Here is a 13589-nt window from a genome sequence, read left to right as displayed (position 1 = left end):
ATTGAAACGGCGTCACGGATCTCGGCCATCGGCCGGGAGAACAGCGCCGGGCCTTGTAAATAATCACCCTGCCGGATCGGCGATGAGCGCCGACCACGCACTGCCGTCATGAGGCGCATGAGCCGACCGGCGAATGCGTGAACGGAAAGTTCCCCGGTAAGCAAGAAACCGGTATTCCGCATTCCGTTCGCGGACCGCCGCGGTTTTGCGAAAGGCGCCGTGCGGCCCGCGTCCGGGGGGGATGGACGCGGGCCGCACCGTGGCTACCGCCGGCTCACTTGACCGTCGTCGTACCCGTGACGCTCAGGTCCGGCCCCTGGCCGTCCCTCGGCTTCGCCGTCAGCTCCCACGTGTACGTGCCAGGGACCCGCGACGCGTTGTCCCAGGCGCCGTTCCACGAGGGCTCGACCGCGGCGGCCGTCGAGGCGCCCGTGAGGGTGCGGACGATCGTGCCCCTGCCGTCGAACAGGTTCAGGGTCCACGTCGACGGCTTGCTGAGCTGCCAGATCGGGCGCCACGGGTCGCCGGTGGTGGCGGTGGCCGCGTCGGTCTGCGCCTCCATCTGTGCCAGCGGTGTGGTGGGCACGCCCGCCGTGACGAGGGCGACCTTGCCGCCGTCTGTCAGGTAGGCCACGTTGCCGCCGAAGCGGTCGGCCGTCCAACGGCCCGTGTCGCCACCGGTGTTCTGGTCCTGGGCGGGCAGCACCGCCAGGGTCCGGGTGGCGGCCGTGCCGGTGTGGAAGTCCGTCAGGGACAGGACGTGGGTCGTGCGGTCCTCGCGGACGAGGTAGCCGTCGGCGAGGGCGGCCGGTCCCGACGGGACCGAGATGGCACGGCCCGCGGCGCGGTCGTACACGCCCGCCGGTCCAGTGGCGCCGCACGTCCAGTACAGCCACGTGTCCACGGCCTGGATCTCGCTGGGCGTGCACGGCGCACCGGTGTTGACCGTCGCCACGTTCCGCTTCGCCTTCAGGTCATAGGCCACGACCGAGCCCTTGGTGCTGCCCGGCGTCCACAGGCGCTGTCCCCAGACTGCCGCGGCGGTGCGGGGGCGGTCCAGGGTGATCGTGCCGTCCATGCCTCCGGGGCCGGCGAAGTCCGCGACCTTCTGCACGCCTGCGGAGCCGCCGTTGTAGAGCACGTACCGGCCGGAGCCCGAGGGGAGGCGGCCGCCCAAGTCGCCGGTGGCCACGGTGTCGATCGCGTCGACGTTCGTGCTGTGCCCGACGACCTCCAGGGACTGCTTGCCGTCCGAGTCCGTGTACAGCACGGCGTAGCGGCCGTTGCCGAGCGGTCGGAGCTGGGGGCAGGCGGCGTCGCCGGACAGGCAGGACGTCCAGTCGAGGTACGGGCCGCGCCTGGCCTGCTCGCCGGTGGGCCTGCCGTCCTTGTCGAGCGGGACGGCGAACGCGGCGTATGCGTTCGCGGTGTTCGTGGCGTTGCCGTACATCAGCAGCTCGCCGCCGGCCAGCATCAGGCCGTCCACTATGGCCCTTTGCGGGGGGACGGTGAAGACCACCTCGGGTGCCGACACGTCCCCGTCCGCGGTGGGCAGGACGCGGTACACATGCCAGTCGGTGGGCGAGGTCCCGGCCGTGGCGAGCATGCCGCCGTCGAGGGTGGGCCCGAAGGTGCCGTCCGAGTCCTTGAGGACCGTGCGCTGTGCGCCGGTGGTGAGGGAGACGGCGGTGAGCTTGTCGTCGTCGGGTCCGGAGACGAAGTCCGGGTCGCCGGCCATGAGCTGGTCGCCGACCACGGCGAGGGACTTGGCGGGGTACTGGACCGGCGCCGGCTCGGTGCCGGGCGCCGCGTCCACGCGGATCGCCTCGCGGCCCACCACCAGCCACCGGTCGTTGAACACCATGCGGGGACCGACGGGGGCGACGTTCGTCATGTACGTGTGGACGCTGCCGTCGGCCAGGTCGACGAGGCCCGCCGACGTGGTGCCGTCCAGGGTGTAGACGATGCCGACATGGGTCACGGAGCCGCTGGTCGGGTACGCGTCGATCCGGGCGCCGGCCGGGATGCCGGTGAGGGGGATGTCCTTGGTGCCGCCGTCCGCGGTGGGACGCAGGATGTGCACGCCGCCGCTGGTCTTGTCGCTGACCAGGACGTTCCAGCCGATGGCGTCGTAGAACGACTGCCCCTCCGAGTAGGTGACCGAAGCGGTCACACCCGTGGAGCGGTGCTCCAGCGTGACCCCGCCGTCCGGCCGCCCGGAGACGACCACGTCCGCTCCGGTGGCCAGGTCATCCGGGCCCGCGTGCTCCGGCGGGGTGACGCCCGGGTAGTCCAGCCAGTGCGAGCGGCCGTCGCCCGCCGAGTACTCCAAGCCGGAGGTGCCCGCCCAGAAGTACGCGATGCCGGACGGCTGGACGCGGTTGAGCTGGGTCGTGGCCACCGGCGTGTCCACGTCCGGCGCTGCGGCCGGCGCGGCCTGGGCCGGCCCCGGTGCGGTCAGCACGGCGAGCGACAGGGCCAGGGCTCCGGCGACGCCCACAGCCATGGGTCTTCGTATGCGGTTCACTGAGCTCCTCAGATGATGAACGCACCCGCGTGCGCGCGGTGCGCTGCGGCAGTCAACACGGTCGCGCGACGGGTATCGCGACGGGTATGCCGTGGGAACCGGAGAACGTCCGATGACAAACCGGGACAGGGGCGCCGGATCCTCACGGCGTGCGCGCCACGGCCCCCGCGCCGTACGCGCCACGGCCCCCCACGCCGGGCGCCCCACGGCTCTCATGCCGGGCGCAGGCGCTCCGCCTGTGCCTTCATGGCGCGCCGCATCCTCGGCCCGATCGGTTTCTCCACGAACTTGTTGAGGAGCCAGGCGAGTACGAGCATCGCGGCGATCGTGGCGACGAGCGTGAGCCGCGCGTCGAGGCCGAACTTGCGGTGCAGGATGGTGATCCCGAACCAGCCGAGGTGCTCGTGCACCAGGTAGAACGGGTACGTCAGGGCTCCGGCGAACGTCAGCCAGTTCCAGTTCGCCCAGCGCAGCCAGCCGAGGGCCACCGCCGCGACGGACGCGAAGGCGAAGGTCACGATCAGCAGGATCACGTACGGCGAGCGGTGCGGGAACTCCGCCGTCGAACCGGGGTGCCAGAGCGCGACCGTCGAGTAGTGCTGGCCGAGCAGCCAGCTCGTGACGACGATGCCCCAGGTCAGCAGGTCGCTGCCGTACCGGTGGATGAGGTACAGCGCGAGACCGCCGATGAAGAACGGGGCGCTGTCCTGCATGACGATCTCGTTCATGAGCGGGTTGTCGGCGACCTGGGCGAGGGCGGTCGCGATGGTCCACAGGCAGCAGAAGACGACGACCCTGCGGTAGGTGGTGCCCTTCCAGATCACGAAGAGGGCGAACAGGATGTAGAACCTGGCCTCGTTCCACAGGGTCCAGTCGACGCCGATCACCCGGGGGACGCCGGTCGGCTGCTGGAGCATGGTGAGGTTGACGAGGATCTCGTGCGGCCGCAGCGGCTTGGCGACCGCCGGCAGGACGAGGCAGGCCGCGGTCACCAGGACGATGGCGACCCAGTAGGCCGGGTAGAGCCGCGAGACGCGGGAGCGGAAGAAGTCGCCGACGCCCCGGCCCCAGCTGCTCATGCAGATGACGAAGCCGCTGATGACGAAGAACACCTGCACGCCGAGGCACCCGTAGGTGGCGAACCGCGACAGATGCGGGAACAGGTGCCACGCCTGGCCGTGCCAGGCCCGGGTCACATCGCCTCCCCGGCCGGCGTAGTGGTAGACGCAGACCATCAGCGCCGCCACGAGCCGGAGCCCGTCGAGGGCGCGCAACCGGCTGCCCCCGGGCCCCGGTCTCGGGGCGGGGGCCGTGAGCGACGGCGCGGCGGGTCGCGCCTCCCGCTCGAAGAGGCCAAGGGACATCGATCGCTCCATAGGACTGGGTGCGGTGGTTCGCCGGTACCGCCGCGGAGACGTGCCGCCGCGGGGGGCGTCGCCGCCACCGCGGAGGACGTGCCGCTGCCACGGAGGACAGGGCGGCCGCCCGGCGTCGGCGATCGGCTTTTTCCCGACACCCATCAGATGTTCGGCGCGAACGTACGGTTGTATGACTTCTCCGCGATCATCCGCGGATTCACCCGGCGTTCCCCCTCGCGCACCTGTGGTTCACCTGGCGTTCGGGGCGATTTCGCGTGCCGTGACGGGGCTCGAACGTGAGCGGGCCCGCCCCGGACCGGGGAGAGGTTTGGTCCAGGGCGGGCCCTTCCGGCCCCGAGGGGGGGGAGACGGGGCCGGACGTCCTGCTGCTACCCGAACCTCGGGAGCTGACCCTCGTCCCGCAGCATCCCGAGCAAATGGGTGAAGACGTCCGGACCCTCGTGGAGGCCGTCGTGCTCGTAGGCGTTCGTGACCCACGTGCGGACGTTCCCCACGGCCGCGGCCGTCTCGTGCTGGAGGCCGGCGTCCACGTACATGTCGTCGTGGTAGACGACCGCCGCGACCGGCACCTCGTTGGCGGCGAGGCGGTCGGGGGCGTACAGCTCCGTCCACTCCGTGCGGGCCGCCAGCTCCTCGGCCGCCGGGGCGAACGGCCGCAGCGGGCCGATCTCCTCGAACATCCAGGGGTAGATCATCTCGCCGGTGAACAGCAGCGGCCTCGCGTCGGGGGCGAAGCCCGGGTGCCGGGCGCGCTCCCGTTCGGCGGCCCACGCCGTGGCGGCGCCGGGACCGCTGCCGTACAGGCTCTCCTGGAGGACGGTGAACAGGGGGCGGTCGGCGAACGAGGTGGTGCGCCACACCGCCGAGAGGAAGGTGTCCGTGAGGCGCTCCTGCTTCTCGTCGGCGAAGGCCTCGTCGAAGATCCAGTGCACCCGCTCGAAGCCGGGCTTCATGCCGAAGTCGAGGCCGAGGGTCTGCAGGCGGCGGACGGTGAGCAGGTCGCCGTCGGGGAGCCGGACCTCCCCGGCCGCCAGCAGGTCGGCGACGCGGTGCACCACCTCGGCGTCCGCCGGGTAGCGCCGCTGGTAGACGCGGTTCTTGGCCTCGACGCGCGGGTACGTGCGGCGGTACACCTCGTCCGCCGACGGCCGGATCGCCGCGAGCCCGCCGGCGACCAGGCAGGCGGCGACGCCCTCGGGCGCCTGGGAGAGGTACGTCAGCGTGAGGAAGCCGCCGTAGCTGGTGCCGAGCGTGATCCAGGGCCGGCCGCCGAAGACGGTGCGGCGCAGGTGCTCCGCGTCGGCCACGATGGAGTCGGCGCGGAAGCAGGCCAGGAACCCGGCGCCCGCCGCCCCCGTGCCGAACGCCTTCATCGTCTCGCCGTCGACCGGTGAGCTGCGGCCCGTGCCGCGCTGGTCGAGCAGCACCACCCGGAACTCCTTCAGCGCGGGGCCGAGCCAGCCGACGTCCGTGGCGCTGACCGGGCGGGGCGACTTGCCGCCGGGACCGCCCTGGAGGTAGAGCAGGCACGGCAGGTCCTCGTCGCGGCGGGAGGCGTCGACCAGCTCCCGGGCGAAGAGGGAGATGGACGGGCCGGTGCCGGCCGCCGACCAGTCCAGCGGCGCGGGCACCCGGTGGTCGCGGACGTGGATGCCGGGGAGGGTGTACTCGGCGACGATCATTTGAGGTTCACCTTCCCACCGCGTAGCCCTGGTTGCCGCGGGGGTTGGCCGCGGCGCGCAGCCAGCCGTCCTCGCGGGCCACCGCGCTGACGTGGCCGAGCGACCAGGCGTCGCCGGTCTCCACGCGGTGTCCGCGGCGGCGCAGCTCGGCGACCACGCCCTGATCGAAGCGGTCCTCCAGGAGGAGGTGCCCCGGGTGCGTGTCGCGGGGGTAGAAGGAGTTGGGCACGGCCTTCGTCAGGAACTCGGGCGCGTCGATGGCTTCCTGGAGGTTCATCCCGCCGTGCACCGCGTTCAGGAAGAAGTGCAGCGACCACTGGTCCTGGAAGTCCCCGCCGGGCGTGCCGAACGCCAGCCACGGCTTGCCGTCGCGCAGCGCGAAGGACGGGGTGAGGGTGGTGCGGGGGCGGGCGCCGGGGCGGATGGAGTTCGGCAGGCCCTGCTCCACCCAGAACATCTGGCCGCGGGTGCTCAGGCAGAAGCCGAGGCCGGGCACCGTCGGCGAGGACTGGAACCAGCCGCCGCTGGGCGTCGCGGAGATCATCATGCCGTTCGAGTCGGCGACGTCGAGGTGGCAGGTGTCGCCGCGCACCTCTCCGGAGGCGGCGACGGTCGGCTCGCCTGCGCCGATGGTGCTGTCGACGATGCCGTCGCCGGCGCCCGGCGCGTCGGGGGCATCCGGGTAGCGGGGCAGCCGGGGCTTCAGGCCGCCCGGGGAGCCGGGGCGCAGGTCCAGGGAGGCCGTGTCGCCGATCAGGCGGCGGCGCTCGGCCGTGTAGGCGGGGTCGAGCAGGCCGTCGAGCGGGACGTGCGTGTGGTTCGGGTCGCCGTACCATGCCTCGCGGTCCGCGAAGGCGAGCTTGCCCGCCTCGATGACGGTGTGCACCCAGTCCGCGGAGCCGGGGCCCATCTCCGCCAGGTCGAAGCCCTCCAGCAGGGCGAGCTGCTGGAGGAACACCGGGCCCTGGCCCCAGGGTCCGGTCTTGCAGACGGTGTGCCCGTGGTAGTCGTAGGTGACCGGGTCCTCGACGGTCGGATGCCAGGCGGCGAGGTCGTCCGCGGTGAGCAGTCCGCCGTGCGCCTCGCCCGAGGTGTCCATGACCTTCGCGGTGGCGCAGTAGTCGCCGATGGCCTCGGCGACGAAGCCCCGGTACCAGGCGTCCCGGGCGGCCGCTATCCGGCGTTCCCGGGAGCCGCCCGCGGCCTCGCCCTCCGCGACGAGGCGGCGCCAGGTGCCGGCCAGCACGGGGTTGGTGAAGTGGCTGTCCGCCGCGGGCACCGCACCGCCGGGCAGCCAGGTGGCCGCCGAGGTGGGCCAGTGCGTCCGGAACATGTCGGCGACGGTCTCCAGCGCCGTGGAGACCCGGCCGAGCAGCGGGTGGCCCTTGTCCGCGTAGTGGATGGCGGGCGCCAGCACGTCCGCGAGGGACCAGGTGCCCCAGCGCTCCAGCAGCAGGAGCCAGGCGCCGAACGAGCCCGGGACCACGGTCGGCAGCAGGCCGGTGCCCGGCATCAGGTCGAGGCCGAGGCCGGACAGCCGCTCGCCGGTGGCCGCGGACGCCGCCACGCCCTGGCCGCACAGCACGGACACCTTCTCCTCGGCCGGGTCCCACAGCAGCAGGGGCACCTCGCCGCCGGGGCCGTTGAGGTGCGGTTCGACGACCTGGAGGACGAAGCCGGCGGCCACGGCGGCGTCGGCCGCGTTGCCGCCGCGCTCCAGCACGCTCATTCCGGTCGCCGAGGCCAGCCAGTGGGTGCTGGCGACCATGCCGAAGTCGCCGGTCAGCTCAGGACGCGTGGTGAACAATGCCGCCTTCTCCCTGGGTGATGTCGGGGCCGCCGGCCTCGGGGGTGACGAGGTGGCAGGCAACCGGGTGGTCGGGTGCGGTGATGCCGGTGAGGACGGGTTCGTCGGTGCGGCAGCGGTCGATCGCGACCGGGCAGCGGGTGTGGAACGCGCACCCGGGCACCCGGCTCGTCTGGCTCGGCAGCTCGCCGCGGAGCACCACCCGCTGCCTGGTCCGGGTCGTGGCCGGGTCCGGCACGGGCGCCGCGGACAGCAGGGCCTGGGTGTACGGGTGCTGGGGGTTGGCGAACAGCTCCTCGCGGGTCGCCGTCTCCACGATCCTGCCGAGGTACATCACGGCGACCCGGTCGCCGACGAACTCCACCACGGACAGGTCGTGCGTGATGAACAGGCACGAGAAGCCCAGGTCGGTGCGGAGGTCGAGGAGGAGGTTGAGGATCGACGCCTGCACGGAGACGTCCAGCGCGGAGACCGGCTCGTCGGCCACCACCAGGCGGGGCCGCATGATCAGCGCGCGGGCGAGCGCGACGCGCTGGCGCTGGCCGCCGGAGAGCTCGTGCGGGTAGCGGGCGGCCGTGTGCGCGGCCAGGCCCACCCGCTCCAGCATCTCGGCGGCACGGCCCCGGCGCTCCCGGGCGTCGCCCTCGCCGTGCTGGTGCAGCGGGCCCGCCACGATGTCGCCGATCTTGACGCGCGGGTTCAGGGACGAGTAGGCGTCCTGGAACACCACGTGCACGTCGCGGCGGAGCGGGCGCAGTTCGCGGCGGCTCATGGTGGAGATGTCCCGGCCGAGCAGGCGTATGCGGCCCTCGGTGGGGGTGGTCAGCCGCGCCACGCAGTGGCCGATGGTGGACTTGCCGCTGCCGGACTCGCCGACGAGGCCGAGGATCTCGCCCCGTCCGATGGTGAGGTCGACGCCGTTGACGGCACGGACGGCGCCGGGGGCGCCTGGGCCGGCGCCGGGTCGGCCGCGGTAGTGCTTGACGAGGCCCTCTACTTCCAGGACCGGGGTGTCGTCGTCACTCATGTGTCCCTCCTGGGGCCGGTGTAGTCGGGAACGGGACGGCCCCGGTCGGGCCGTGCCCCGTAAGGGGCGCGGGGAGCTGCGCGAGCAACCACCAACCGGCCGGTGGTCCGGATGCGACCGCGTCTGCCCCCTCGGGACGGTGACGACCTGACGGTCTCGTCGTGGCTGGTCGCGCGGTTCCCCGCGCCCCTATAAAGCGGGGCTACGCCCCGATAAGGGGCGCGGGGAACCGCGCGAGCAACCACCAACCCGCCGGTGGTCCGGATGCGACCGCGTCTGCCCCCTTCGGACGGTGGCGACGTGCGGGCATCGCTCCCCTTGCTCGCGCAGTTCCCCGCGCCCCTGGGCAGGCCGGGGCAGCCCCTCACGACTCCCTCCCCGGCCCCGGGTGGTAGCACGCCACCAAGTGGTCCGTGCCGCCCGCCGCCGCGTCCAGGTCGGGTCGGGCGGCCGTGCAGGCCGAAGTCACCCGGGCGCACCGCGGCGCGAACTGGCAGGCGTCAGGGTCGGACGCGGGTGACGGGACGAGCCCGGGGATCTCGGTGAGCCGGCGCCGGCCGCCGCGCAGCGCGGCCCTCGCGGGCAGCGCCTCCAGCAGGCCGATGGTGTACGGGTGCTGGGGGCTGTCGAAGACCGCGGCGGTCGGCGAGTGCTCCACGTGCCGGCCGGAGTACATCACCACGACCCGGTCGGCGATCTCGGCTACCACACCCAGGTCGTGGGTGATCAGGATGACGGCCGTGCCGAGCTGCTCGCGCAGGTCCCGGATGACGTCGAGCACGCCGGCCTGGATGGTGACGTCGAGTGCGGTGGTGGGCTCGTCGGCGATCAGCACCTTGGGGTCGCAGGCGACGGCTGTCGCGATCATGACGCGCTGCCGCAGGCCGCCGGAGAGCTCGTGCGGGTAGGACCCGGCGCGGCGCCGGGCGTCGGGGACGCCGACGAGGTCGAGCAGTTCCACGACCCGCTCGCGCACCTGGCGGCGGGTGAGGGACGTGTGCCGCCGGACCACCTCGCCGATCTGCCACCCGACCGTGAACGCCGGGTTGAGCGACGTCATCGGCTCCTGGAAGACGACGGAGATGTCCTTGCCGCGCACCTGCTGCATGCGCTTCTCGGAGAGCCCGGTGAGCTCCACGCCGTCGAGCAGCACGGAGCCGCCGATGGTGGTCCTCGCCTCGTCGAGCAGCCGGGGTATCGCCATGGCGGTCGCGGTCTTGCCGCAGCCGGACTCGCCGACCAGCGCCAGGATCTCGCCCCGGCCGAGGGTGAACGAGACGTCCTTGGCCGCGTACACGGGACCGTCCTCGGTCTGGTACGTGACGCGCAGGCCGGAGACCTGAAGGATGGGGCGGGTGGAAGGGCTCACATCAGCTCCCTGGGGTCGAGCACGTCGCGCAGCCCGTCGCCGAGCAGGTTGAAGCCGAGCGTGGTGAGGGCGATGGCGACGCCGGGGAAGACCGCGAGCAGCGGGTCCTGGGCCAGGAACTGCTGGGCGCTGGTGAGCATCACGCCCCAGGACGCCTGCGGCGGCTGGACGCCGAGCCCGAGGAAGCTGAGCGCGGCCTCGCCGAGGATGCCGGCCGGGATGGCCACGGTGGCCTTCACGATGAGCGTGTTGGTCATGTTCGGCAGGATCGCCCGCCACATGATGGCGGCGTCCCGCGCACCGTCGGCGACCGCGGCGGCCACGAAGTCCTGGCCGCGCAGCACCAGCGTCTCACCGCGCACGATCCGTACGACGGAGGGCACCTCCGCCACCGCGAGCGCGATGATCACGTTGCGCAGCGAGGGGCCGAGAATGGCCGCCATGCCGACCGCGAAGACCAGGTAGGGGAAGGAGAGCACCAGGTCGGTGATCCGCATCAGGACGGAGTCCGTCCAGCCGCGGTAGTAGCCGGCGGCGAGCCCGAGCGGGATGCCGACGGCCAGCGCGAGGGCCGTGGAGACGACGCCGGCGAGCAGCGACACCCGGGCGCCGCCGGTGAGCCGGGCCAGGACGTCGCGCCCGAGGTCGTCGGTGCCGAGCGGGTGGGCGCCCGAGGGGCCCGCGAGGATGTCCGTCAGGCCGAGCCGGGTCTGGCTGCCGGTGATCAGCGGACCGATCAGGGCGACCAGCAGGAACAGCACCACGAGCACCGCGCCCGCGACCGCCATCTTCCGGCGCAGCAGCCGCCGCAGGGTGCGCCGCCACTGCGTGACGGCCGGCGGCGCCTGGCCGCCCGGGTCCGCCGCGGTGGCCGGGCCGCCGGTCAGGACCGCGCCCCCCGATGGGACGGCGGCGTTGTCCATGTTGCTCATTCCGCTGCTCCAGCCGTGCGCAGTCGGGGATCGAGATAGGCGTAGGCGACGTCCACCAGCAGGTTCACCACGACGTATCCGGTGACGGCGACGAGGACCGCGCCCTGGATCACGGGGTAGTTGCGGGAGGAGACGCCGTCCACGATGAGCTTGCCGAAGCCCGGGATGACGAAGATCTGCTCGGTGATCACGGCACCGCTGATCAGCCCGGCGAGCTGGAGGCCGACCACGGTGGTGACGGTGGTGAGGCTGTTGCGCAGCGCGTGCCCGAGCTGCCGGGTGCCGCTGACGCCCTTGGAGCGGGCGGTGCGCACGTAGTCGGCGGAGAGCTGGCCGAGCAGCGACGAGCGGGTCTGCCGCATGATCACCGCGGCGAGCCCGAGGCCGAGCACCAGCACCGGCATCACCATCCGCTGCACGTTGCCGGCCGGGTCGTCGGCGAACCCGACGAAGCCGGAGGCCGGCAGCACGTGCCAGTGGACGGAGAAGACGACGATGCCGAGCAGCCCCAGCCAGAAGTGCGGGATGGACAGGCCGAACAGGCCGAAGGCGTTGGCCGCGTAGTCCAGGGCGGTGCCGCGGCGCACGGCGGCGACGATGCCGGCGAGCATCCCGACGACGATGCCGACGAGCATCGCGAGCACCGTCAGCTCCAGCGTCACGGGAATCCGCTCGGCGAGGATGTGCGTGACGGGCGCCTTGTCCTGCGTGGACACGCCGAGGTTGCCCTGGAGCGCCTGGGTGACGTAGTGGACGTACTGGACGGGAAGCGGCTGATCGAGCCCGAACTGCTGCTTGATCGCCGCCACCGCCTCGGGCGTGGGGCTCTCGCCGGCCAGCACCGTGGCCGGGTCCCCGGGCAGTGCGCGCACCCCCAGGAACACGGCGATGCTGGCGAGGAAGAGCGTCACCAGCGCGGTGCCCGTGCGGCGGAGTAGGAACCAGATCATGAAACCTGCCGGATCTTCCGGGGACGGGTCGGCCGGCCGGCCCGGCCGGTGGCCGGGGCGGGTGCGTGGGGACCGGGCGACGGGGCGGGGTGTGCGCGCGGCACGTCGGGGAGCGCGGGCGGCGGCTGGGTCATCTCACTCACCGCGAGAGGTAGGCCGTCTTGAACCGGGGCAGGGAGTCCGACTGGTAGACGATGCCGTGCACCTTGGTGCTGGTCCCGAGGAACCAGCGGTTGTGGTACAGGTACAGCAGCGGCCGTGCCTCGCCGACCCGCTCGACCGCCTGGGCGTAGTACTTCGACCTCAGCCGGGTGTCGTTGGTGCTGGCGGCCTGCTTGATCAGGGCGTCGACCTTTTTGTCGGAGTAGCCGGAGAAGTTGTTCGAGCCTCCGGTGGTGACGATGTCGTTGGTGTCGCCGTCCGGGTCGACCCGGCCCGACCAGCCTTCGAGGAACGCGTCGTACTTGCCGGTGCGGGCGAGGTCGAGGCCGGAGACGAGGTCGATGGGCCGCACGGAGACCTTGAACCCGACGTCCTGCGCCATCGACTGGACGACCTGCGCCTCGCGCTGGGTGGCGGCCCCGGTGGGCACCATCAGCTCGATGGACGGGTGCGGGATGCCGGACTTCTTCACCAGCGCGCGGGCGGCGTCGGGGTCGAACGGCGTGCAGTGCGGCTTGATCCGCAGCGGGCTCTGCGCGGGCAGCGGGCCGCAGTCGGTGAGGTTCTGCCCCTTCCACACGGCGGTGTTGAGGGCATCCCGGTCGATGCTCATCTCGAACGCCTTGCGCAGGTCGGAGGAGCGGCTGAGCGCGGTTCCGGCGTTCTTGCGGACGTTGATGGAGAGCGACTGGTAGGCGATCGTGTCGGAGTGCAGCACCCGGGTGCCGGACTCCCCCTTGAGGGTGATGGCGTCGTTGGCGTCGATGTGCTCGGCGGCGTCGACGTCCCCGGACTCCAGGTTCGCCGTGGCGACGCTGGAGTTGGTGATGAACTTGTAGCGGATGCCGTCGAGTCGCACCTTGTCGGCGTCGTAGTAGACGGGCGACTTGACGAAGTCCATCTCGTTGCCGGACACCCGGTCCTGGTACTTGAACGGCCCCACGCACACCGGCGCCGTGCCGAAGTCGTCGCCCAGCTTCTTCAGCGCCGCCGGGGACATCACGAGGCCGGACCGGTCGGCGAGCTGGGCGACGAGCGGTGCCGAGGGGTGCTTCAGCTTCAGGCGCACCGTGTAGGGGTCCAGCACCTCCACCTTGGAGACCGCCTCCAGCTCCCCGGCGCGCGCGGAGGCCTTCATGGTGAGGTCGCGGTCGAGGGTGGTCTTGACGGCGGCGGCGTTCAGCGGGGTGCCGTCGTTGAACCGCACGCCCTTGCGGACGGCGATGTCCATCGTCCTGCCGTCCTTGGACACCTTCGGCAGGGCGGCGGCCAGTTGGGGGACGACGCGGAGCTTGGCGTCGACGTCATAGAGCTTCTCGCAGAAGCTGGTGAAGACGAGCCGGGCGGCGAAGGTGTTGGCCAGCGTCGGGTCGAGGCTGTCGGGCTCCGTGGGCGTCGACACGACCAGCGTGTTCGGGGACGTCTCGGAGGAGGAGCCGGACCCCGGCGTGGAGCAGGAGGCGAGGAGCAGCGCCGCGGCGGCGGCAGCTCCCGCACCCGTCGCGCGCCCGCGCAGGCGCCCGGTCGTGCGTGCCGGCCGCGCCGCCGGATGGGTGGTGTCCCCAGGTATCGCGAACCGGTCCCCGGCTCGTCGTTCGGCCATACGGAATCAGCCTCTCAGTGCGGTACACGGAAACGAACCATCCGTTCCGTAGATCGAACACGGCGAGGCTAGGACTGCACCAGAGGCGTGTCAATGGTCACGCCATCAGGAGTTTGCCGCGCGCTCGCCGCGAGGTCTTCCATGCAGTGCC

At 72.4% G+C, this 13589-nt stretch carries 9 protein-coding genes; all 9 read right to left on the bottom strand.

Going from position 1 to position 13589, the window contains the following annotated elements:
- Window positions 1–274 precede the first annotated feature (274 nt).
- Window positions 275–2506, bottom strand: a complete 2232-nt coding sequence (locus tag Sm713_RS11350) for a hypothetical protein (protein WP_212909496.1) — start codon at window positions 2504–2506, stop codon at window positions 275–277.
- 233 nt (window positions 2507–2739) lie between these two features.
- Window positions 2740–3891 (bottom strand): acyltransferase, encoded by a 1152-nt coding sequence (locus tag Sm713_RS11345; RefSeq protein ID WP_212909495.1) that lies wholly within the window; start codon window positions 3889–3891, stop codon window positions 2740–2742.
- A gap of 383 nt (window positions 3892–4274) precedes the next feature.
- Complete coding sequence (locus Sm713_RS11340) at window positions 4275–5588, bottom strand: alpha/beta fold hydrolase (RefSeq protein WP_212909494.1); 1314 nt, start codon at window positions 5586–5588, stop codon at window positions 4275–4277.
- 7 nt (window positions 5589–5595) lie between these two features.
- The gene (locus Sm713_RS11335; protein ID WP_212909493.1) at window positions 5596–7395 is read right to left on the bottom strand and encodes a gamma-glutamyltransferase family protein; all 1800 of its coding nucleotides are present in this window, start codon (window positions 7393–7395) and stop codon (window positions 5596–5598) included.
- Window positions 7376–8422 carry an ABC transporter ATP-binding protein gene (locus Sm713_RS11330; RefSeq protein WP_212909492.1) on the bottom strand — a complete coding sequence of 349 codons (1047 nt, stop codon included), beginning with the start codon at window positions 8420–8422 and terminating at the stop codon, window positions 7376–7378. The genes Sm713_RS11335 and Sm713_RS11330 overlap by 20 nt, the downstream gene beginning before the upstream one ends.
- Before the next feature lie 364 nt (window positions 8423–8786).
- Window positions 8787–9791 carry an ABC transporter ATP-binding protein gene (locus Sm713_RS11325; RefSeq protein WP_212909491.1) on the bottom strand — a complete coding sequence of 335 codons (1005 nt, stop codon included), beginning with the start codon at window positions 9789–9791 and terminating at the stop codon, window positions 8787–8789.
- Window positions 9788–10723: an ABC transporter permease gene (locus Sm713_RS11320; RefSeq protein WP_249416230.1), complete on the bottom strand. Its 936-nt coding sequence runs from the start codon at window positions 10721–10723 to the stop codon at window positions 9788–9790. The genes Sm713_RS11325 and Sm713_RS11320 overlap by 4 nt, the downstream gene beginning before the upstream one ends.
- Complete coding sequence (locus Sm713_RS11315; RefSeq protein WP_212909490.1) at window positions 10720–11673, bottom strand: ABC transporter permease; 954 nt, start codon at window positions 11671–11673, stop codon at window positions 10720–10722. Before Sm713_RS11315 ends, Sm713_RS11320 begins: the two co-directional genes overlap by 4 nt.
- Window positions 11674–11812: 139 nt before the next feature.
- Window positions 11813–13438, bottom strand: coding sequence for an ABC transporter substrate-binding protein (locus Sm713_RS11310; protein WP_212909489.1), 1626 nt, complete (start codon window positions 13436–13438; stop codon window positions 11813–11815).
- Between the last annotated feature and the right edge of the window lie 151 nt (window positions 13439–13589).

The organism is Streptomyces sp. TS71-3 (genome assembly GCF_018327685.1).
Classification (GTDB): Bacteria; Actinomycetota; Actinomycetes; order Streptomycetales; family Streptomycetaceae; genus Streptomyces.
The sequence above is the reverse complement of the archived record's forward strand: the minus strand, read 5'-3'. Positions and strand labels throughout refer to the sequence as shown.